General features: G+C 56.6%; 15 protein-coding genes. 4 read left to right on the forward strand and 11 right to left on the reverse strand.

Going from position 1 to position 22,288, the window contains the following annotated elements; all coding sequences use genetic code 11:
- Window positions 1–126: 126 nt before the first annotated feature.
- On the reverse strand, window positions 127–3,813 hold the full coding sequence (gene dnaE / locus FHG12_RS12825) for a DNA polymerase III subunit alpha (RefSeq protein ID WP_139516105.1): 3,687 nt from the start codon (window positions 3,811–3,813) through the stop codon (window positions 127–129).
- A gap of 404 nt (window positions 3,814–4,217) precedes the next feature.
- Between dnaE and FHG12_RS12830 the strand changes: the two genes are divergently transcribed.
- Window positions 4,218–5,279 carry a fatty acid desaturase family protein gene (locus FHG12_RS12830; RefSeq protein ID WP_139516106.1) on the forward strand — a complete coding sequence of 354 codons (1,062 nt, stop codon included), beginning with the start codon at window positions 4,218–4,220 and terminating at the stop codon, window positions 5,277–5,279.
- A gap of 81 nt (window positions 5,280–5,360) precedes the next feature.
- Here FHG12_RS12830 and FHG12_RS12835 read toward each other — a convergent pair whose 3' ends face one another.
- From FHG12_RS12835 to FHG12_RS12860, 6 genes are all read right to left on the reverse strand, one after another.
- Window positions 5,361–7,619 carry a LysM peptidoglycan-binding domain-containing protein gene (locus FHG12_RS12835; protein WP_165699392.1) on the reverse strand — a complete coding sequence of 753 codons (2,259 nt, stop codon included), beginning with the start codon at window positions 7,617–7,619 and terminating at the stop codon, window positions 5,361–5,363.
- Window positions 7,620–7,743: 124 nt separating this feature from the next.
- Window positions 7,744–10,710 (reverse strand): TonB-dependent receptor, encoded by a 2,967-nt coding sequence (locus FHG12_RS12840; protein WP_139516108.1) that lies wholly within the window; start codon window positions 10,708–10,710, stop codon window positions 7,744–7,746.
- A 110-nt stretch (window positions 10,711–10,820) separates the two neighbouring features.
- Window positions 10,821–11,465: an O-methyltransferase gene (locus FHG12_RS12845; protein WP_139516109.1), complete on the reverse strand. Its 645-nt coding sequence runs from the start codon at window positions 11,463–11,465 to the stop codon at window positions 10,821–10,823.
- Window positions 11,434–12,225, reverse strand: a complete 792-nt coding sequence (locus tag FHG12_RS12850) for a DUF4184 family protein (RefSeq protein ID WP_139516110.1) — start codon at window positions 12,223–12,225, stop codon at window positions 11,434–11,436. Before FHG12_RS12850 ends, FHG12_RS12845 begins: the two co-directional genes overlap by 32 nt.
- Window positions 12,226–12,243: 18 nt before the next feature.
- The gene (locus tag FHG12_RS12855) at window positions 12,244–13,476 is read right to left on the reverse strand and encodes a M16 family metallopeptidase (protein WP_139516111.1); all 1,233 of its coding nucleotides are present in this window, start codon (window positions 13,474–13,476) and stop codon (window positions 12,244–12,246) included.
- 69 nt (window positions 13,477–13,545) lie between these two features.
- Window positions 13,546–14,577: a glycosyltransferase family 9 protein gene (locus FHG12_RS12860; protein WP_139516112.1), complete on the reverse strand. Its 1,032-nt coding sequence runs from the start codon at window positions 14,575–14,577 to the stop codon at window positions 13,546–13,548.
- Window positions 14,578–14,744: 167 nt separating this feature from the next.
- Between FHG12_RS12860 and FHG12_RS12865 the strand changes: the two genes are divergently transcribed.
- From FHG12_RS12865 to FHG12_RS21435, 3 genes are all read left to right on the forward strand, one after another.
- Window positions 14,745–16,043: an aminopeptidase P N-terminal domain-containing protein gene (locus FHG12_RS12865; RefSeq protein WP_139516113.1), complete on the forward strand. Its 1,299-nt coding sequence runs from the start codon at window positions 14,745–14,747 to the stop codon at window positions 16,041–16,043.
- Between the two features lie 338 nt (window positions 16,044–16,381).
- A complete protein-coding gene (locus tag FHG12_RS21345) occupies window positions 16,382–17,845 on the forward strand; it encodes an OmpA family protein (RefSeq protein ID WP_139516114.1) in 1,464 nt (487 codons plus the stop codon).
- Window positions 17,846–18,011: 166 nt separating this feature from the next.
- Complete coding sequence (locus tag FHG12_RS21435; RefSeq protein WP_139516115.1) at window positions 18,012–18,740, forward strand: GAF domain-containing protein; 729 nt, start codon at window positions 18,012–18,014, stop codon at window positions 18,738–18,740.
- A 154-nt stretch (window positions 18,741–18,894) separates the two neighbouring features.
- Here FHG12_RS21435 and FHG12_RS12880 read toward each other — a convergent pair whose 3' ends face one another.
- The 4 genes from FHG12_RS12880 to FHG12_RS12895 form a co-directional block, all read right to left on the reverse strand.
- Complete coding sequence (locus FHG12_RS12880; protein ID WP_139516116.1) at window positions 18,895–19,449, reverse strand: DUF4252 domain-containing protein; 555 nt, start codon at window positions 19,447–19,449, stop codon at window positions 18,895–18,897.
- 76 nt (window positions 19,450–19,525) lie between these two features.
- A complete protein-coding gene (locus FHG12_RS12885) occupies window positions 19,526–21,100 on the reverse strand; it encodes a hypothetical protein (RefSeq protein ID WP_139516117.1) in 1,575 nt (524 codons plus the stop codon).
- 208 nt (window positions 21,101–21,308) lie between these two features.
- A complete protein-coding gene (locus FHG12_RS12890; protein ID WP_139516118.1) occupies window positions 21,309–21,716 on the reverse strand; it encodes an EVE domain-containing protein in 408 nt (135 codons plus the stop codon).
- 100 nt (window positions 21,717–21,816) lie between these two features.
- The gene (locus tag FHG12_RS12895) at window positions 21,817–22,209 is read right to left on the reverse strand and encodes a lipocalin family protein (protein ID WP_139516119.1); all 393 of its coding nucleotides are present in this window, start codon (window positions 22,207–22,209) and stop codon (window positions 21,817–21,819) included.
- Between the last annotated feature and the right edge of the window lie 79 nt (window positions 22,210–22,288).

Genomic DNA, 22,288 nt, shown 5'->3' on the forward strand with positions numbered 1-22,288 from the left:
AGGGGTTTTGTGAATTACGTTAAACTGCTTCTTACGAGCAATGGGGATGCAAGGTAGCAGATTGCGTGTTCAACAAGATGCGAGCCGGAAAGTTCAACCGGCCAGAGTGGCAGAGTTTCGAAAAGTTTAAATCAGTTGGCAAGCGTCAATTTCCATCTCGCGCATCTTCCGGATAAATTCTTTCGGCTCGATGCGGTAGCGCCGCGAATACGTGTCCACTGTCAGGTGTTCGTGCGGCTCCGCAAACTTGATTTCCAGCTTCTTAGAGCCCGGCGCTTCTTCCACAGCCGCCATAAACCGGTCCATAAACGGCTCGGTAATAGTGCGCAGATCGAGCTGCACGCGCACACCATTCGATAGCTTTTCGGCTACGTTGAAAAGCGGCTCCATGGTAAGAACCTTAAATTCAAACTGATCCGAATCGCGGAATCGCTGTTGGTATTTGCCCCGGATATACATGGGCGGCACCTGCTCTTTGTCGTAGTTGCGGGGGTTAATCAGGCCCGAGAACTTCGAATAATCGTCGCGGAACAAGGCTAGGTTCAGCGACGAATCGTAGTCTTCGATGTTGAACGACACAAACGGCTGCCCTGTCTTTGTCGTCTTGAATAGCACGTTCGAGATCAGCCCGGCCACCGTGATATCGCGGTTTTTATACGTCTCAATTTTGTCGAGGCCGCAGGTGCAATACGAGTCGATTTCGAGCTTGAAGTCATCCAGCGGATGGCCCGAAAGGTAGAAGCCCACTACTTCCTTTTCGCGGCGCAGCTTCTCGGTGGGGCTCCACGGCTCCATATCCACAACTTTGGGCAGCGGCGCGGCCACAGCTCCGAAAGCCCCAGCGCCGAATAAGCTGTGCTGCGCCGATTCTTTAGCCGCTTGGTGCTGCTGGCCCATGCGCATCGACTTCTCGATGAGGTTCTGGTCGCCAGCAGGCGCTTCGATGAACTGCCGGCGGTGATAGCGCTCAAACGAATCGAACGCGCCAGCCTGAGCCATGCTTTCGAAGGTTTTCTTATTGACAGCCCGCAGGTTCACGCGCTTGGCGAAGTCGAAAATGTCGGAGTACGGCCCCGCGTTTTCACGCTCCCGCACGATTTCTTCCACGGCCGCTTCGCCGGCGCCTTTCACGGCGGCCATGCCAAAGCGAATCTGACCCTTGTCGTTCACGTTGAACTTCAGGATAGATTCGTTTACGTCGGGTCCTAATACCGCAACTCCTTGTTTACGAGCCTCTTCGATGAAGAACGTTACCTTCTTTATGTCGCCCATGTTGTTTGTGAGCACGGCGGCCATGTACTCGGCGGGGTAGTGGGCCTTGAGGTAGCCAGTCTGGTAGGCGACTACTGAGTAGGCGGCCGAGTGCGAGCGGTTGAAGCCATAGGCCGCAAACTTCTCCATCACGTCGAACACCTCGGAGGCTTTCTTAGCGGGAATGCTATGCAGCTTCTTGGCGCCCTCCACGAATTTCTCGCGCTCCAGGGCCATCTTTTTCATGTCCTTCTTACCCATCGCGCGGCGCAGCAGGTCGGCGCCGCCGAGCGAGTAGCCGGCCAAGATCTGGGCCGTCTGCATGATCTGCTCCTGGTACACCATGATGCCCTGGGAGTAGTTCAGGATGGGTTCCAGCAACTCGTGCGGGTACTCGACGGGCTCGCGGCCGTGCTTGCGGTTGATGAAGTTTGGGATGAACTGCATCGGACCCGGCCGGTAGAGCGCGTTCATCGCGATCAGGTCCTCGATGTTGGTCGGCTTGAGGTCCTTGAGGTACATGCGCATGCCCTCGGATTCAAACTGGAACGTGCCAATCGTGTCGCCGCGCTGGTAGAGCTGGTAGGTTTTCTCGTCGTCGATCGGAATATCGTCGATGTCGATCTTGACGCCGTGGTTCCGTTCGATCAGGTTGATGGCGTCGACAATGATGGTCAGGGTTTTGAGGCCCAGGAAGTCCATCTTCAGCATGCCCGCCGACTCGATTACCTTGCCGTCAAACTGCGTAACAAGCAGATCCGAGTCCTTCGATGTCGAAACCGGAATGTACTTCGTAATGTCGTCGGGAGCGATGATAACGCCGGCGGCGTGAATGCCGGTGTTGCGCACCGAACCTTCGAGACGCTCGGCCAAGCGCAGGATTTGTCCGCGCAGGTTGTCGGGCGCCTCGTCGCGGCGAATCATGTCGAGCTCCTGGTTTTCGGCAAAGGCCTTGGCCAGCGTCGTGCCTACTTGCTCGGGCACCATCTTGGCCAGATCGTTGGTCTGGGGCAGCGGCAGCTCCATGGCCCGCGCCACGTCCTTAATCGACGACTTGGCCGCCATCGTACCGAACGTAATGATCTGGGCGACCTGCGTTTTGCCGTATTTACCTACTACATAGTCGATTACCTTTTGGCGGTTCACGTCGTCAAAGTCGATATCTATATCGGGCATCGACACACGTTCCGGATTCAGAAAGCGCTCGAACAACAGCGAATACTTGATCGGGTCGATATTCGTGATGCCGATGCAGTAGGCCACCGCCGAGCCCGCCGCCGAACCCCGGCCCGGCCCTACAGCCACGCCGATGTTACGGCCGTGGTTGATAAAGTCCTGAGTAATAAGAAAATAGCCTGCAAAGCCCATCGTCTCGATCACGCGCAACTCGTAGTCGAGGCGCTCTTCGATTTCGGGCGTGCGCTCTGAATACCGGGGCCGCGGACCTTCGAAAGCGCCCTTGTAGGTAAGAAAGCGCAGGAAGGCGTCGGCGGTAGGGTGCTCGGGCGGCAGCGGAAAGTTGGGCAGCAAAATATCGCGCTGCAGCTTGGGCGGCGTGATTTTGTCGACGATGTGGTTGGTATTGTCAATCGCCTCGGGCACGTCGGCAAAGAGATGGATCATCTCCGCCTGGCTCTTGAAATAAAACTGGTCGTTGGGGAAACCGAAGCGGGAGCGGGGCTTGGGCATCTGCTGCTGCTCGTCGATGCGCATGAGCTGGCGCCGCATGATCTCGTCCTTGTTGCCGAGGTGGCGCAGCTTGTCGAGGTGGTCGTAGTGCACCTCGTTGTTGGCCGACACCAAGCGGAAATACTGGGTCTGAAAGTCGCCCACCGGAATGCTGTGCTCCTCGCCCGTATTTACGCACAAGAGCAAGTCGTGCGGCGCAAAGTCTTGCTGCTCAACATAATGCGAATCGTTGGTGGCAATGGTTCTGACGTTGTACTTCTTGGCCCACTTCAGCAACACTTGGTTGATGTCTTCCTGGCTTTTGCCGGTGTTGTCGATGTTCATCAAGCCGTGGCGTTGCAGCTCGATGTAATAATCGTCGCCAAACACGTCGATCCACCACTTCAGAATTTCTTCGGCTTCGTCTTCGCTTTTCCACAAAATCGCCTGCGGTACCTGCGCACCGATGCAGCAGGAAGTCGCGATCAGGCCTTCGTGGTATTGCAGCAGCAGCTCCTTATCGATGCGCGGATACTTCGAGTACACGCCCTCGATAAAGCTCATCGAGCAGAGCTTGGCGAGGTTGTGGTAACCGGCTTGGTCCTTGGCCAGCAGCAGTTGGTGGTAGCGAATGTCGCGCTCGCCTTTCTCGCGGCTGAAGCTCTTCTTGTGCCGGTCTTCGACCAAGTAAAACTCGCAGCCCACGATAGGCTTCACGTTGTACTTGTTTGCCTCCGCCACAAAGTTAAACGCCCCGAACATGTTGCCGTGATCGGTGAGGGCCACGGCGGGCATGCCGTCGGCTTGGGCCTTTTTCATCAGCGAAGCGATGCTGGCTTGACCGTCGAGAAGCGAATATTGCGTGTGGCAGTGAAGGTGCGAGAATACAGGCATGGGAGCAAAGGTTAAACAGACCGGCGCGAAGCGTTCTGTAAAGTTACCGCCGAAGCGCGGGAAAGGAAAGTTGCGAAAGCCGAGCTTTTTGTGTAGTCAAGTAAGCCGCCGCCGCAGCCAGTGTGGCCAGAGAAATGGTTGCTTTTGAGCCGGCCGATCAGTCGCAGCCCGCCTAAGTAGAACCAGGGTAAGCGGCGCAAGCTCAGGCGTACCAGTTATTAAAGCGCTACCTTAGCCGACGACACGGCTCAGATGTACAAAATAAGCTCCACTATACGGAACTAAACTGGACAGTATTGCTGTAGTCGAGTTATATAAGTTATTATTATCCAGATAGTTATATAAACTAAAGAATGTCCTGGACGCTCTCGAAGAGGGTCCTATCCTGTTTGTTGCATTTGCCCATGAAAACATTGTTGCCCTCCACGGACCCCGTCTACCAGAAGATAGAACACCCCTCGTGGCTTGATGAAAAACTACTCACCTTGTGCCAAGACCCTCGGGACTTGCCTTTTTTGCATCTTATTATTGCTCTGAGTGTTACGTTGCTCCCGCTGGCTATTTTGCTGTTTGTGCCCGGCGTTACGGGCTGGCAATGGTGGGTGGTAGCCATTGCTTATCAGGGCCTGAACAACTTTTATTTCAAAGGACCTTTCGGGTTGATGTTGCATTGCACATCGCACCGAATCCTGTTCAAAAAGCAATACAAGTTTCTCAACAATTACATTCCGTGGGTGCTGGGTCCCATGTTTGGCCAGACGCCGGAAACCTATTTTAGCCACCACATGGGCATGCACCATCCGGAAAACAACCTGCCGGACGACCGCAGCTCCACCATGTTCTACCAGCGCGACTCACTGGCTGGTTTTCTGCACTACCTCAGCGATTTTATCGTGTTGGGGCTGCCGCGGCTCTTTCATTACTTCATCATTATGAAGAAGAAAAAGCTGCTTATGCGCTCGGCGCGGGGCGAGTTTGTGTTCATCGCGCTGTGCGTAGCGCTGTGCTTTGTCAACTGGCAGGCTACGGTCACGGTTTTTATTCTGCCTTTGGTGATTTCGCGGATCGTGATGATGCTCGGCAACTGGGCCCAGCACGCTTTTATCCGCTCCGAAACGCCCGGCAACTGCTACACCAACAGCATCACTTGCATCAATACCAAGTACAACCATAAGTGCTGGAATGACGGATACCACATCAGCCACCACCTCAAGCCCGCCATGCACTGGACTGAACACCCAATCAGCTTTCGCAAGAATATAGCGCAATATGCTGATAATGAAGCAATTGTGTTTGATGGTATTCACTTCCTGCACGTCTTCTTTTACTTGATGACCAAGCGCTACGATTTGCTCGCCCGCAACTTCGTCAACCTAGGCGATCGCTATGCCAGCGATGCGGAAGTAATCGAACTGCTTGAGTCGCGCACCCGCAAAATCTCCCGGCAGGACTACGCTTTTGCGTAACCCAATTGTCTAAGTTACGGACAGCAAAAAGGGCAGCCACATGGCTGCCCTTTTTGCTGTCCGTAACAGGTGTTGTAGAAGCTATTTGGCTACCTGAATTGTCAGGACTTCGCCGGGGTGTACGTTGAAGTCGGGCTTGCCATTCCACTCCATGATCTGCTTGATGGTGACGCCGTACTTGCGCGAGATGCCGTACATCGACTCGCCGGCCGCTACAGTGTGCCGAACAGTGGTAACTGCCGTCGGAGCAGGAGTTGAAGCTCCTGACGCTGGCTTGGGAGAAGGCGCTGGAGTGGCTGGAGTAGCTGGTTTTGGCGTTGGCGAAACCGGTGCAGCCGCCGCAGCAGCTGCCACAGGCGGCGTCACCCGGAGCGTCTGGCCGAGCCTGAGCGAAGGGTTAGCTGGCAAGTCGTTCCAAGCAGCAAGGTCGGCGGGACGAATGCCATAGCGCCGCGCCACGCTGTAAAGCGATTCGCTTTTCTGCACAATATGGATGCCGTTCGCAGGCAGAGGCTCTACAGCAGCGGCAGGTACAACTACCGAACTCGGCTGGGGAGAAGCTGATGCAGTCGCAGCGGCAGGTTTGGGCATGGCTACCGGGGCCTTGGCCGGAGCAGGATCGCGCAACACAATTTTTGGGTTGTCCTTTACAACGGGTTCCACTTTTGCCGTTGTGTCAACGACTGCTGGTACAGCTGCTGCTGTAGTATCCATGGATATTTCGGTTGCGGGCTCAGCAGCTACAGGGGCAGGGGCCGGTTTTGAAGCGGGCTGACCCGAATATACCCGTGCGTTGGCCTGTTGAGGAGCCGGCTGCGTTTGGGCAGGGGCTGCATTGGGCAAATCATTGAGGTTTTCCATCCCCGCATCGTTTACGCTATCCGTGGGCGCCGCCACCGATTCTGTCGCTAAGCTATCCGAATCGGATGCTTCTTCCAGCGCACGACTTTGCGAGGAAACGCGGCCTTTATATGGCTCTGCCTCTGCGGTACGGGATTTGGCAGGCTTGGCCACCGAAGTCGGAGCAGGCGTCTGGGCGGCTGCCGGACGCTCAAAAGCAGCCATTGCTACTTCATTTTTTCCTTCGGCGTATTCCACGGCCACATCGCGCGGACGCGTATGTTGAAGCCACAACACGCGCCCCACCCGTAGATCCTCGTTGCGGGCCATGCGGTTTTTGTTGAAAATGGCTTTTGCGCGCACCCCGTACTTCTGCGATACCGTCGCGACGCTCTCGCCGGATTGGGCAACGTGGTACTCTACGGCAGCCTTATCGCGCTTTTTCTGCACGAAATAAGGTTGGCCTACCACGATGTTGTCGAATGCGAATAAGTCATTGAATTGCATGAACTTACGCATCTTCAGCTTAGCACGCTTGGCAAGAGTTTCCTTGGTGTCGCCGGGGAGAGCCACAATGGCACGCAGCCCGTTGATGCGGACGAATTCGGCATTTTCGGGGTCAATCTGGGGTTGGTTCAGAAGCTGGCCCGCCGTAGCCGTGCGCTGCTGGGCAGCAATGGCGGTCAGCTGAATTTCGTCGGTGATGGGCACCAGTACCGTGTAGGCGCGGTCGCTGGGAATGGCTGCGCCATTGAGCAGCCACCGATTGTGCTTGGCAAGTTCGTTGGGGTCGGTTTGTAAGGATTGGGCAATGACGGGCAACTGCTGCCCGGCCAACGCCGGAAATTCCTGCAAGATCATCGGGGGTTTCGGATTCTGCCCCACCGCCGATTCAAAGGCGATTTTGTGCGCCAAGAATGTAAGTATGTAAGGATGAGTCTGTTCCGAAATCTCCATTTCCGAAGCGTTTGCATCGGTGGGCAGGGTGTAGGGCTTGGTGCCGCTTAGCCCGAGGTTGTAGCTCAGCAGCGTATTGGCCCAATTGTGCAGCGCTGCATTGTTGCGCAGCAGATATTTCGCCGCTGCGTGCGAGGAGGCCACAATGTGCTTGCGCTCGTCTACCACATCGTTCATGACCAGCCCAAAATCCAGGGCTGCTTCGCGCTTGAACTGCCAGTAGCCAATGGCATCGTGAATGGACTGCGCCTCGCCCTGCAAGCCGCTCTCTTGAAGCGCGAGGTAATGAAAATCCTGCGGCAGTCCTTCGGCCTGAAATACCCGGTCGATAATCGGGAAATACGCATCGGCCAGATCCACGCGAGCCTGAAAAGACGGCTGATAGCGGCGTAGGGCGTCTACTTTCTGCTGCACGGCCGTCCGGCCGCCGGGCGTGAAGCGCAGGTGCAAACCCGCAAAATCAAGGGTATTGGGAACCGTAACGCTCTGAGCAACTGCCAGAAAGGGCAGCAGGCAAAGCCACGTAAGCAAGAGTTTTTTCATGGATGCGCAAGAACTGACAGCGGTCGCGTACACCATGTTCACGGCCGCTGTCAGTTTACAAAATAGCGGAAAAATCCTGGGGTGGCGAGGCGCTCACCCGCAAATTCCCATGCGCAGCCCGGTTTTAGCCACCGCCGGGTGGTGGGCCACCTGTGCCGCCACCGCCTGGGCGCCCGCCCGGAAAGCCGCCGGGGAACCCACCGCGCTGGCCATCGCGGCCCTCCGGACTGGCCGGGGCGGCGTTGCCGTTGCGCAGGTTGTAGGTAAACATCACCATGAAGTATTGCTGCAAAATGTTGGTGGTCACGGTTTCGTTGTACGCCGCCGAGATATTGTTCTGGATGCTGCGGTTCTGCTTCAGGATATCGAAGGCGTAGAGTTTGAATTCACCGCGCTGATTCTCAAATACTTTCTTGCCCAGGCTGGCATTCCAGAGTACGTATTGCTGCGTGCCACTGCCGGAGAGGCCCTTGTTGTACTGGTGCGTCACGTCGGATTGCAGCGTGAAGCCCGGCCCCACAATCCAGCTCAGGCGCAGGGCGCTGTTCTGCACGTAGTAGTTGGTGTTGAGGCGGGTATTAACCGTGTTACGAGCGTAGGTCAGGTTGCCGTTCGACGAAAGCGTGAAGTCTACTTTGGGGCTAATGTTGCTGCTGAGCGTGGCGCCCAAGCCCCCGGAAGGCGACTGCGAGTAGTTGACCACGTTGTTATTAAGACCGGGCGTGCGCGAATACCCCACCGAACCGTTCAGGTTCAGGTTGGATTTGATGGCGCTTATGGGCCGCCCGTACACCGCAAACGCCCGTACCGAATACTGCTGCCCCAGGTTGATGGGGCGGGTCAGCTGGCCGCCTACGGGCAAAAGCACCCGTCCGCCGTTGATGTTGATTACGGTGTCCTGGGGCGCTACAAAAGTGCTGTTAGTGATGTAATTATTTGTAAATGAGCCAAATACGCCAGCAAAGAAAGATGTCGAGCTTTCGGGCTTAGCAGCCGAATAGCGCAGCGTGGCCGTGTGCTGAAACTGCTGGTTCAGGTTGGGGTTGCCGGTAGTCAGTTGCAGCGGGTTGGCGTTGTTTACGACTTCCTGCAACTGGCTGATGCTGGGGGCCGCCGTGCGGCCGTTGTAGTTGAACCGCAGGTTCTTCTGCCGCGAAAAGTTGTAGCGCAGCATGGCGTTCGGCAGGAAATTGTAGTAGGTGCGGTCGAGGTTGCCGGCGGCGGGGAACTGCTGCCGGTTGTTCAAATCTGCCCGTTGGCCCGTGACACCAATCATCGCCTGAAAATCACGCGTTTGTCGCCGGATACTCGCCCCGATACCTTGGGTTAAGTAGCTGCTGGTGAATACGTTACTTAGGCCTTGATTCAGGCTGGTATAGTCGCCCGTGTCATTGGCGAAGTCGTAGGTTTTTTTGTCCGAATCATTCGGGGCGTACGACACATTGTAGTTCAGCTGGAGGATATCCGTTTTGCTCAGTGGCTCGGTGTACGAAACCCCCGAACTCAGCTGCCAACCCGTCTGCAACAGCCGCGAATACTGGTCGAGGCGCGTTTCGATGGTGGTATCGCGCAGGGTACCAGCAATGCGCGATACACTGCGCGAATTAGAAAAGAGGTTGTTGTTGCCGTCTTTGTCGTTGTAGTTGGCGTTCAAATCCAGCGAAATCGTGCGACCAGCTTTGGCGAAGCGGTGCCGATACAACAATTGGTTCGACGAGGTAACGCCCGTCAGATGCGAGCGGTAGTTGCTGACCACGTTGCCGCGCTGCTGATCGCCGAGCAGCGTAATGCCGTCGAGGTTGCTGGTGCCGTTGTTTTGCTGCACCGACAGGCGCGGAATAAACAAAATGGAGTTGGCCGTGTCAATCTTGTGCTCCAGGCGCAGGCTAAACCGGTGGTTGATGTTGCGGCTGCCTTCCAGCGAGTTTTCCTGATACGTCTGGCCTTGGTTGGTGCCCGCATACCGCCGAAACGTGTTGCTGTTGTTGGTGTTATTACTCAGGTTGAAGAAATAGCTGGCGGTTACCTGCGTTTTTTTGCCCCATAAGTCCGAATAGTTGACGCCGATGGCGTTGGTGCGCGTGATGCCCCCATTCTGGTTGACGAGGAAGTTGCTGGCGCCCGCGTTGCCCCCGCCGCCACGGTTGCCCCCGCCGCCCGGTCCGCCACCTCCACCGCGGTTGCCGCGTCCGCCGCCCCCGCTGTTGCCTACCACGCCCAGCAAGTCCTCAGTGCCAAAGTTCTGCTCGTTTACGTTGTTGGACTGCGCCACAATGGAAATGCGCTGGTTGTTGCGAAACATGTTGTAGCTGCCGCTCACGCGGTAGCGCTCGGCCCAACTGCTGTTGCCCGTTTGGGAGCCGCCGCCCACGCCGGCCACAAATCGCCCAAACTGCCCGTTGCGAAACTGCGGCTTGGTTACGATGTTGATGGTTTTCTGCGTGTTGCCATCGTTGAAACCCGAAAACTGCGATTGATCGCTCTGACGGTCGAAGACTTCGATCTTGTCGATGATCTCGGCGGGCACGTTCTTCAGAACCGCGTCGGGGTCGTTGCCAAAAAACTCCTTGCCGTCTACCAGCACGCGCTGCACGTCCTCGCCTTGGGCCTGCACCTTGCCGTTTTGGGTCGTGACGCCCGGCATCTTCGTGATCAGGTCCTGCGCGTTGGCGTCGGGGTTGGTTTTGAAGGCGTTGGCGTTGTACTGGGCCGTGTCGCCTTTCTGGACGGCGGCGGGCGTTTTGCCCACCACTTCAACGCCCTTTAGCGTCACGCCGCCCGTTTGCAGAGTTATATTACCTAATGCAAGTGGCTGTGTCCCAACCTCTACAGGTCGGCGCAGCGTCTGATATCCCAGGAAGGAAACGGTGAGCACGTAGCGGCCCTGCTCCAGCCCGGTGATCTCGAAAGCGCCGGTGGGGTCGGCGGCGGCTCCCTGCTTCGTCGAATCGGGCAGGTGAATTAAGACCACGTTGGCCCCGATCAGCGGCGACTGGTCAGCCGCATCCAGTACCCGGCCGGCCGCGGTGGTTTGCGCTTGGGCCGACCAAACAGCGCCCAGAAAAAATAGAATTGATAACGCTGTTCTCATAACATCACAGGCAAATACATGGTCGCTTAGACGCCCTATTGCCCGAAATGTTTAACACCCGCAGAAGCTCGACTTCTGCTTCACGATGTCTTTATATACAAGTAATTGATTTACAATAATTTACGGATCAATAAAATTCCGTCTCGAATTGGCAGAAGTACGTTCTCCACGCGACTGTCCTGCTGAATTTTGTCGTTGAAAGCACGCACGGCGTGGGTGTCTTTGTCGGCAGGCTTGGCTTGGTGCGAGTCGAGGGCTTTGCCGCTCCACAACACGTTGTCAACCAGCACGAAACCGCCCGGCCGCACCTGATTAATGACCAGCTCGAAGTAGGCGTCGTTGTTGATTTTATCGGCGTCGATGAACACCAGATCCCAGGTTTCGGCGAGCGTGGGCAGAACGTGCAGCGCTTCGCCGATGTGGACGTGAATACGGTCGGAGAGGCCCGCTTCGGTAATGTAACGACGGATGCGGCTCTCCAATTCGGGGTTTTGCTCGATGGTATGGAGTTCACCCTCCGGTGCCAGGCCTTCGGCCAAACACAGCGCCGAATAGCCCGTGTACGTGCCAATTTCGAGGATGCGGCGCGGCCGGATCATGTGGCTGAGCATGCTGAGCACGCGCCCTTGCAGGTGGCCCGAAAGCATGCGCGGCGCCAGTACCTGCACATGCGTTTCGCGGTTAAGACGCTGTAATACCGCCGATTCGGGCGAAGTATGCGCCTCAGCGTAGGCGTGATTTTCGTCCTGGATCACGGAGCGAGTCGGATGATTTGGTGGAAGAATGGGCGCTGCGCCAGGGATTGCGCAAAACAGCCGAAGACAGAACCAGCGCCGCGGCACTGGCGCTGATGCCGGACACGATAATGGGCACGATCAATCGGTGGCCTTCAATTTGGTTGATGAGCAGAAACACCACCCAGATCACCAGCATCAAAAAAAAATTGACCCGCCAGAAAGCTTGCCGATGAATGTGATCCAGCCGCTTGGGGCCCGTCACTTTGGGCAGCCGCCAAATGGCCCACCCCACCACCAGCAGGCCCAGCACCGAAGAGATGAGCTGGAGCCAGCCCAAAAGTTGTCGGCCCGCCACGATTTTTTTCAGGAAAGGCAGCAAATCCGCTATGTAGCCTATGTGCGTGAAGCCGTCCCAGAGCAAGTGCGACAAACTGCCGATCGCAATTGCCAGCAGCACCCGCGCGCTCCAAAGATTGGTGAGGGGCCATGGCTTTTCGGCCATCCAGCCGAGCCGGTCGTGGAGCACGGTGGGCAAGCAGCGCACCAAAGGCTTGCGCACAACGCCGTGCACCAGCGCGATCACCAGCAAACTCAGCGGCAGATCAAACCACACCAGCGCCAGCAGGTTGTGCGCGTGCCCACGGTTGGAGCGCAGCCGAAAAAAATACTCGAAGTCGGGCGCCATCGACCCCACCACCAAACCGGTGGCCGACAACCACCGGCGCAGCGGCCGAATCAGGGGCAGGACTAAGGCAGGGTGAGCAAGGGTAAACGGCACGCTACGAAAGCTTGGTACTTATTCGGGGACGTACTGCAATACGCTCAAATTGTCTTCGCGTAGCACGTCATTGGCCAATTCGCATAATTCGGAGGCCGTAATGCGCTTGATTCGGTCAAAAATCTCGGTCAGCGGCTCTACGCGCCCGATGTCGAGGGTGCTTTTGGCGAGTAACTGCATCAGGCCGCCGTTGCTTTCCTCGGCCATTGCCAGCTGGCCCATGAGCTGCTCTTTGGCCGTGTGCAGTTGGAGCGAGCCCAACGGCTTTTCGCGTAAAATCCTTAACTCTCTGTTAATCAAAGAGATAGTACGCTTGACTTGGTTTTTCTCGGTGCCGAAGTAAATGCCGAATAAGCCCGTATCGGTGTAGGGGCTGTAGGTGGCGTCGATGGTGTACACGAGGCCGTATTTTTCGCGCACGCCCAGGTTGAGGCGCGAGTTCATGCCAGGGCCGCCCAGAATGTTGGACAACATGAAAAACGGAATCCGGCGCTCGTCCTGAATGGCGTAGGCCGGGCCACCGATCAGGCAGTGAGCCTGCGTGATGGGCCGGCGCTCCAATTGCTCCAGGCGTTGGTAATGGTTGAAGGGCGTACGCGGCCGCTCGCCCAGGCGAGAGGGCAGCGGAGCCAGGTATTTTTCGGCCAGGCGCAGCACCTCTTTAAACGGTAGATTGCTCACCGAGCTGAACACCAACCGATCGGTGCGCACGTTTTCGGCCAGAAACTGTCGGAAATCGGGCTGCTGGAAGCTGGATACGCTCTGGCGCGTGCCCAGAATGTTGTGGCCCAAGGCGTGCTCGCCGAAAATCACGCCGTCGAAATCATCGACGATGGCATCTTCGGGCGCATCCTGGTACATCGACATTTCTTCCAGAATCACGGTGCGCTCCTTCTCAATTTCGCGCTCCGGGAATATGGAGTTGAATGTCAGGTCGGTCAGCAGCTCAAAAGCGCGCTCGAAATGCGTGCTGAGCAACGACGCGTAGAAGCAGATTTTCTCCTTGGTCGTGTACGCGTTCAACTCGCCGCCCACCGTTTCGAGGCGGTTGAGGATGTGAAACGAGCGGCGCTTTTCGGTGCCTTTGAAGGCCATGTGCTCCCAGAAGTGAGCCAGACCAAGCTGATGGGTTTTTTCATCGCGCGAACCAATGTCGAGCATGAAGCCGCAGTGCGCAATTTTGGTGTGTAGAACTTGCTTATGGAGAACACGAATGCCGTTGGGCAACTCATGCAGGTCGTAATCAGGCATCGGATCGGAGCGAAGAATAGAATCTGCAAAGGTAGCTAAAACCGGCCCCAAAGCAGAAGGTTTAGGAGGTTACACTTGGCCCGCGGCCCAAGCTTCGGCTTCGGCTAGCGCTTCGGTAAGCTGCTCAAGGCGAATGCCGTGGGCACAATAGAAGTGGCCGAGAGGGCATTGGCGGTAGCCGTGCAGGCCACAGGGCTTACAGGCCAACGGTTCCTTGAGTTCCACAATGCGGGAGAACGGGCTGAGCGGGCCAAAACCGAAGTACGGTACTGTAGAACAATATACGGCGCACGTAGGTGCCCCCATCGCCGAACACAAGTGCATGGGCGCCGAATCGTTGACGTAATTAAGCACCGCGCTGCGCATCAGGGCCGCTGAAGCCAGCAACGATAGTTTGCCGGCCAGATTCACGACGTTGGCGCGGCCGCTGGTGAGCCGCAGTCGCTCGCAGGCCTCCACATCGGGTGGGCCCCCGATTAGATATACCGTGTATTGGGACGGCAAGATGTGCAGCAGTTGCACCCATTTCTCCTCCGGAAACTGCTTGGTAAACCACACCGACGTGGGCGCGATGCAGATATAGCCGCCTACCGCCGCGTACGGCGCGGCCGCGGCCTCGTCGGCGGGGGTAGGGTAGAGGCGCGGCGGCGTCAGCGGAACCTCGTCGGCGGGGTCGAGCAGGTTCAAATTGCGCGTTACCTCGTGCACGCCCGCATCAAAAACGTGCGGAATGGCCATCGTAAACAGAAACGAAAGCGGGTTTTTGTCGAACCCGATGTGCTTCTTTGCTCCCGAAAAAGCCGTCAGGAAACCCGTGGAGGCAAAGCGCTGCAACGTAATAACGCGCTCGTAGCGCATTTTTCGTATTTGCAGGAGCAACCGCAAAAGGCCCAAGTACTTAGCCTTCTTCTTGTCCCACACCAGCACGTTGCGCACATACGGGTGGCTTTTCACCAAACCTTCATTGCCTTTGCGCACCAGTATATCGACGGGCGTATGCGGTTCGGTGGCGTGCAGGCGCTCCAGCAGGGCCGTAGCCAGAATGACGTCACCGATAAAGGCGGTCTGAATGAGCAGGACGGCGCGGTCGGTGGCTGGCATAGCAAGCGAAGCTAAACGGAAGGGCGGCAAAAATACAGAACCTGCCGTCAGGCGGGGCAGCTTTTTTCGGGTGCCGATGCGGTCCCGCCGTCGCCGGCTCGATTGTTAAAGTAGCGGATGCCAAGCGAGTTTTTAACTTGCGTCCGTCAACCCAACCATTATCGCCCATGCGTTACGGCTCCATCGCCCCAACTTTGTTTACTCACAACCGGCGCAACTTCACCCAGCAGCTGTTGCCGGCGTCGTTGGCAATTTTCCATTCTAACGACATCATGCCCACCAACGCCGATGGGACGATGGCCTTCCGGCAGAATAACGACCTTTTCTACCTTTCTGGTGTAGATCAGGAGGAAAGCATCTTGTTGCTTTTTCCCGATGCCAAGCTGCCCCAGCACCGCGAAATCCTGTTTTTGCGCGAAACCAGCGACCTGATTCTGGTTTGGGAAGGCTACAAGCTCACCAAAGACGAGGCGCGCCAACTGTCTGGTATTAAGACGATTATGTGGCTCGATAGTTTCAAGCAGGTGCTGACTGCCCTCATGAACGAAGCCGAGCACGTGTACCTCAACTCCAACGAGCACATCCGGTCGGTGGTCGAGGTCGAAACCCGCGATGCGCGCTTTATCAAGGAAATCAAGGCCCAGTACCCGCTGCACGACTACCGCCGCGCGGCGCCCATTATGCACCACCTGCGGGCCATCAAGTCGGAAGAAGAAATCCGGTTGATGCGCGAGGCCATGAACATCACCGAAAAGGCCTTCCGGCGTGTGCTGGGCTTTGTGCAGCCCGGGGTGTGGGAATACGAGATCGAGGCAGAGATCGTACATGAGTTTGTACGCAACCGCTCGCGCGGGCCGGCGTACGGCAGCATCATTGCCTCGGGCGCCAACGCCTGCATTCTGCACTACGTTTCCAACGACCGCGAATGCAAAGACGGCGACGTGCTGCTGATGGACTTCGGCGCCGAATACGCCAATTACGCCGCCGATCTGTCGCGCTCCATCCCCGTTAACGGCACGTTTACCAAGCGCCAGCGCGACGTGTACGAGGCCGTGCTGCGGGTCATGAAATTTGCTACTTCCAACCTGCTGGCCGGCAACAACATCGAAGACTACCATGCCGCCGTGGGGCGCACCATGGAGCAGGAGCTGATCAAGCTGGATTTGCTCACCGAATCGGACGTGAAAAATCAGGATCCGAGCGCGCCGCTCTACAAAAAATATTTCATGCACGGCACTTCGCATTATCTGGGCCTTGATGTGCACGACGTCGGCGCCAAGTACCGGGTATTTGAGCCTGGTATGGTATATACTTGTGAGCCAGGTATTTACATTCGGGAAGAAGGACTGGGTATTCGGCTTGAAAACGATATCCTGATCACGCGCAGCCAGCCCGAAGACTTGATGAAGAATATCCCGCTGGAAGCCGACGACATCGAGCGGCTGATGCGTGAAGCTCGGGCGTAACTGTCTGATTCGCTGAGGCAACTGAAGAGTCCTGGGGCAGCAAAGCGAGCTTTGCTGCCCCAGGACTTTGTATTTTACAAGGATACATCAGCCCATATTTATAAATATCTGGGTAATTAGATATAGGTTTGCTACCGCAGAATAAGGCATATAAACAGGGCGAAACTCGGCAGAAACCAAGTCCGCGCTTCCGCCGTAGGTTGGTGTAATCTGGATAGAAGATTGACATAGCTACAACTTTATTGCACTACAGGAAGTATAGGCCCTTAGTCGTGCTTTACTGCCGGAGTTGTTAGCCGAAGTAATGCGTACCAAAGATTCCCAAAACGTTCTAACTTATGAAACACCTCTTAACAACAGCAGCGGCCTTCGGGCTGGCGCTCCTGTCGGCCGTGCCAGAAGCTCAGGCGCAGAGCGCTGACAAGAAGACCGGCATTAGCCTTTACGGCAGCGGCCTGCAGTACATCGGAGACCTCGGTACTGGCGCCTACAAGTACAACCGGATCGGTTACGGTGGCGGCGTCACCATTAGCCGGTACATCACGCCGGGCATCGATATTGGCTTGGCGGGTAACTATGGCATTCTGAAATATACCGGCAAAAACGGTACGGCCCACGACGGCGTCGGATTCGAAGCCGATGCAACTACCATCAACATTCCGATCAAGCTGAAGCTGAACAACGGCTGGGCCCTGAAGGAAGACGCGGTGATTGCTCCTTACCTGCTGATTGCACCAGGTGTTTTGATTGCTAGCTCCGACCATTACCAGCCGGAGCGCCGGTTGGTTGACAACGTAAACTATAAGGCGTTCGATCTGCACGGTGCAGCAGGTGTCGCCTTCCAGTTTTCGCCAGGCTTTGCAGTGTTTGTTCAGACTGGCATTCACCAGCAGTTTGGTACTGATATGATTGACGGCGTTAGCGGAGGCCACAAAGACCGCTATCTGCAACACTCGGCCGGTATCACCATCAACCTCGGCAAAGCCAAGGATACCGACATGGACGGCGTTCCGGACCGGAAAGACAAATGCCCCGATACGCCTGCTGGCGTAGCTGTTGACGAAGCCGGCTGCCCACTTGACGGCGACAAAGACGGTGTTCCGGATTACCAAGACAAGTGCCCAACTGAAGCTGGTACGGCCGCTCTCGAAGGCTGCCCAGACCGTGACAACGACGGCGTGCGCGATTCGGAAGATGAATGCCCAGACCAAGCTGGAACAGCTGCCCTCAAAGGTTGCCCCGACGCCGACGGTGACGGTGTAGCTGACAAGAACGATACCTGCCCGAACACGCCGGCCGGTACTCAGGTTGACGCCACGGGTTGCCCAATCGTACTCGACAAAGACGGTGACGGTGTCCTCGACAACGTAGACAAGTGCCCTGGCACCCCAACTGGTGTCCCGGTTGACTCGACGGGTTGCCCCATCATCGATCCGGCCATCCGCAGCCTCGAGAAGCCAATCACGTTCGAAACCAACAGCACCGTGATTCGGAAGAGCTCGTACCCAACGCTGAACAAGATGGTTCAGGCGCTGAAAGATCACCCAGAGCTAAGCATCCGCATCTCGGGCCATGCTGACAGCCGCGGTACCGACGAGTACAACCAAGGCCTGTCGGAGCGTCGTGCTGAGTCTGGCAAGAAGTTCTTCGTAGGTCGCCAGATTGATCCGGCTCGGATCACGACGGAAGGCTTCGGCGAATCGCAGCCAGCTGCTCCGAACACGACCAAGGCAGGTATGGCGAAAAACCGCCGTGCAGAATTTAAATTCGAATTCTACATCCCAAGCCAGCCCCAGCCCTAATCGGCACTGAGGCAAACTGAAAAAGGGCGAACCGCAATGGTTCGCCCTTTTTTTGTGCCTACAAAAGACAGCAGTGAAGAGTATGGGCTGCGGAAAGCGTATGAGCCGAGCCCAACCCACCGAGCCTCGGACCAAGAGTATCAACAGCAGGCCGTACTTTTGATCTATGTCATTACCCGATTCTTTGATTCCTGCCAACGATATCCAGCGCTTGCACGCGTTAGCGCCCTATCAAGTGATGGGAACTGCCCCCGACGCCGTGTTCGACGAGGTGGTTCGGCTCACGGCTAAGTTGTTCGGGGTGCCCATTGCCTTGGTTTCTTTGATTGAAGAGGACAGCGTATGGTTCAAGGCCAACTTTGGCTTGGCCAGTGCCGAACGGGTTGCCCGTAACGAAAGCATTTGTTCCGTGGCCATTTTGCAGGAGGAAACGACGATCTACGAAGACTTGCGTGCGCAGCCCTGCCACCTCACCAATCCTGGCGTAGCCGAAGCATTGGACCTGCGCTTTTACGCGGGGTACCCATTGCGTACTACCGAAGGCCACTCGATTGGTGCCTTGTGCATCATCGACCGGCAGCCCCGGACTCTTTCTCCGATTGAACAAGAGCGCTTGCAAAAGTTGGCGGCCGTGGTCATGAAAATGCTGGACCTGCGGCTGGCTCTTAAGCAACAACCTACACAAGCGGTTGTAACCTGGTTGCAACTGTATCACCATCTGGATCAGTCGCTTACGCGGCTGGATACACTGGGGAAGCTAATTCAGTGGGAGACTTCGCCCACCAGTGTGGCAGCCCTCGATTACCAGCAGTCTATCCAAGAAGAGGCTACGTTGGTGACCCGCGTGCTTGACGAACAAACCACAGCCGCACTGTCGGCTTTGCAGCGCAGCTAATTCGCCGCTTAGGCGAAGAACAGCTTACAGGTTTTTGGAAACCGACCGCTAAGAGTGGCAATAGATAAGCATTTGATAGTCAGATATTTATGAAAAAGGCCCTGTCGTGCAAACGACAGGGCCTTTTTACTTTTATCATGGTTAAGCGTACGTGCTACTTAGTAGTCTCGCTGATGACGCCCGGCAAAAACTTAGTCAACGCAGTTACCTGCTCGCGGGTGAAGTTGCCGGAAATAGAAGCCAGCACGAACGAATCCGGAGCGCCATCGACGTGGCCGGATGCCGCAATCTCCTGCACCTTATCGCCCGACTGGCGCGTGGCGTAGCGCATGGTAGTCGAGCCACCCGATTCGGCTAGGGCCGTGTAGCGCTCATTTTGCAGCAAGCCATCGACCTCCTTGGTCAGGCCTTCGGCAACCAACTTCTGCGAGCTGGCCGAGGCGGGCGTAAACGTGATGATGCGAAAGCTGCGAATGGACGTCAGGGCTTGGCTAAGGTCGTTGTCGCCTCCAAACTTGCCCAGCTTACTGAGCAGCAGGCGCGTGGTCAGTCCCGCCGACCAGTCGGTGGTTTTGAAGCCGGGGCGGCCCTCGTATTTATTGAAGAAGGCAGCAACCGTGCGGGCAGGTGTACCGGGGCCGGCAGTGCGGCAGCTGCCCAGCGCGAGAAGCGCCAGCACAGTGCAGATGGTGATCAGGCGAAGTTTCATGGCGGTAAAATGAGCGAAAAAATTATGATTCGCTCACCCATACGCAGCTACTCCCGCCTAGTTGGCTGCCGCAGTGCTAGTCGAAGGCAACGGAATTGAGGAAAAACACGTCGCGGTCGCTGCCGCGGTCGGCGTGCACGTGCTGGTAGCCGAAGGCCAGAAACCGGCTTCCGTACCACGGCAGCAGCCCTTCCTGGCTGGCATTGTTGGCTTTCTCCTTCGTGCCGATCGAGGAAGTCTGAACCGGAACCTCCAAGTCGTTGGGCGAAGAAGTCGTGTGATCGACGATTTTGTAATGGATCTTGTTGTCTTCCATATAAGCCAGCACCAGCCGCTTGCCGTCGGGCATGGGGCGCAGACGCACGGTTTCTTCCAAGTCGCCGTGAGAGTTGTCTTTCAGCACGAAAGTGTTGTCCCACAATAAGTTGCCTTTTTTATCGAAGCCGCATACGATGGCATGGCTGGAATAGTACCCCTCGAAGCGACGCAACGACGGACCCATGGTCGAGTAAGGATAGGTGTACCCGTAGCTGTAGCTGTTGCTATAGCCGTAGCCATCGTAGCGGTAGCGCGGGTAATACACCTCGGCCACCATTACGTAGCCATTCTGAAACGGCACCAAGTCATGAATCATGAGGCGGAAGTGCAGGCGCAGCTGGCGCTCGGTGGCCCGCAGTCGCTCGCCGCGCTGCCGCAAGCGGGCTTCGCGGGCGGGCTTCATGTAATCGAAAAAGTGCTTCAGGTTGAGGAAATCGTAGAAGCGCAACGAGGGACGCCCGCCGGTAGGCGAAGTACCGGCCGCCAAATCAGCGGCAAACAGGCCCTGCGAATACCGCGAGTCGCGCAGGGTGTAGGTGCCCGTCAGCAGGCGCTGGTCGTCTTCGCCGGGGCTGATTTGCGCGGTGAGCAAGCCGCGTTCGCTTTCGGCCTGCACGTATTCCGAGTGCAGCAAGGTGCCTTTATCGGAAAGCTGCTTGACCAGCAGGCGCGATTTGAGCCCATTCGATTGACTCATCACAAACTTGGCGCGCTTGCTGGTAGAATCGGCCAGGAAGGTGAAATTGGTCGGGATTTCTTCGTACACCGACGGCAAAAACCGGTACTCGTTGTGCTGCAAATCGAGCAGGAGCACGGTCATGTGGCGTTCCAGCAAGACGGTCACAAACAGGTTGCCGTCGAGGGCCTTTACGTCGTAGAGGTCGCGGGTATCGGTCATGCCGCGCGAGTTTTTCATGTCGAAGGTGGTGGTGTGCACCATGCCCGTCCGGCCGTTGAGCGTCGCGACCAGAAGCCGCCGCGCCGAGTACTCCGACTGAAACAGCGCGTACACGCTGGTGCCCTCGAAGGTGGTGCGCACGAGCCGAAACTCCTGGGGTACTTCCAAAGGCGTTTCCCAACGCTGCCGCAGCTGAGAATCAAACTTTTGGAAGAAATAATGATTGCGGCTGGAGCTGTACGGGTCGCGGTCGACGAGCAGGACCACGCTGCTGTCTTCCAGCAGGGGGTGCACCTGCACATCGCTGTTGTAGGTTTGCAATGCCAGCTCGGCGCGGGCGGGCTGAGTAGGGGTCGGGTGGTTCTGGGCGACGCTCCATCTCACCGACCCTGTGCTGAGCGTCAGGAGCAGGACAAGGAATAGAATTTGTTTCATAGCAGTGCGAGAAAACGGTTCCCAGTGACGTACAGTAAGATACGATAAACCCTAGGCAATTGCACAGGGTTTTCAGCCCACCAAATGCTTTTTCAGCATTCCTGACCAAAAAACCAGCGAAATCCAAGTACCACTTGCCTAGAACATGAAAAACCTGCCTTGCTTACGCAAAACAGGTTCTGAAATGACTAAAACCGGAGTTGCAGAATCAGCTGCCCAGTTCCAGAACCGTATCGAATTCTTCGGGGCGCAACGGCATCACCGACAGCCGCGATTGCCGCAACAGGCCGATCTGGTGCAGGCGGGCGTCTTGCTTGATTCGCGTTAGGGTTACGGGGTGCGCGAGAGCCTCTTGCGGCTGCAATTCTACGGCTACCCAGCCGCTGCCGGGCTCAGCGGTAGCATCAGGTGCGGCCGCCTTGCTGACTGCAGCGACGCCAACTACCGTTTTGTCGGATACGCTGTGGTAGAACAGCACCAGGTCGCCGGGTTGCATTTGTTGTAAGTAATTGCGAGCCTGATAGTTACGGACGCCTGTCCAATCGGTGTAACCATCACGCAGAAAATCGGTCCAGGAGTATTTTTCGGGTTCGGATTTGACGAGCCAGTAGTTCATGGCCGCAAACCTACACAGGAATGCCTGGAGATCGGAAACAACAAATCGCCCCTTCTTTTGCCCCTCGATTTGCTTTGCCCGGCAGAAATGAAGCTTGGCGTTATTCGATGCGCCTCACTTTCAGGACGTTATTTTCTAGAGACAGAATCTCAAGCTTGTAATCCGGGTCGCGCTTGTCGTCGAGTGAAATCCGGATAATGCGGTCGCCTTCGGCCGTCCAAGTGCCTTTGCGGCCTTCTAAGCCGTCGGTAGGAGCGATGTCGTATTGGGTAAACAAGCCGTTGTGCGTGAAGCTGAAGCCCGTACGGCCCCGCGAAGGCGGGAAACTGTAGGTATTGGGCCGGTACACGCGCACATCGCCTTGGTCTTCTTCGTGGGCGTGCAGCCAAGTGCCTTCCAATTCCTTAAACTCGGCCATTTTGTGAGTATCGGGTTTGCAGGTCCCGGCCAGCAGCACAACGCTTAGGCAAACCAAGAGGGTGAACAGGCGCATACGGTGGCACGAACAAAGATGGAAGGAAGCACGAACAAGGCGCGTAACGCGCCGTAAAGCGAATGTACGACATTGCCCC

Source organism: Hymenobacter jejuensis, assembly GCF_006337165.1.
GTDB lineage: Bacteria > Bacteroidota > Bacteroidia > Cytophagales > Hymenobacteraceae > Hymenobacter > Hymenobacter jejuensis.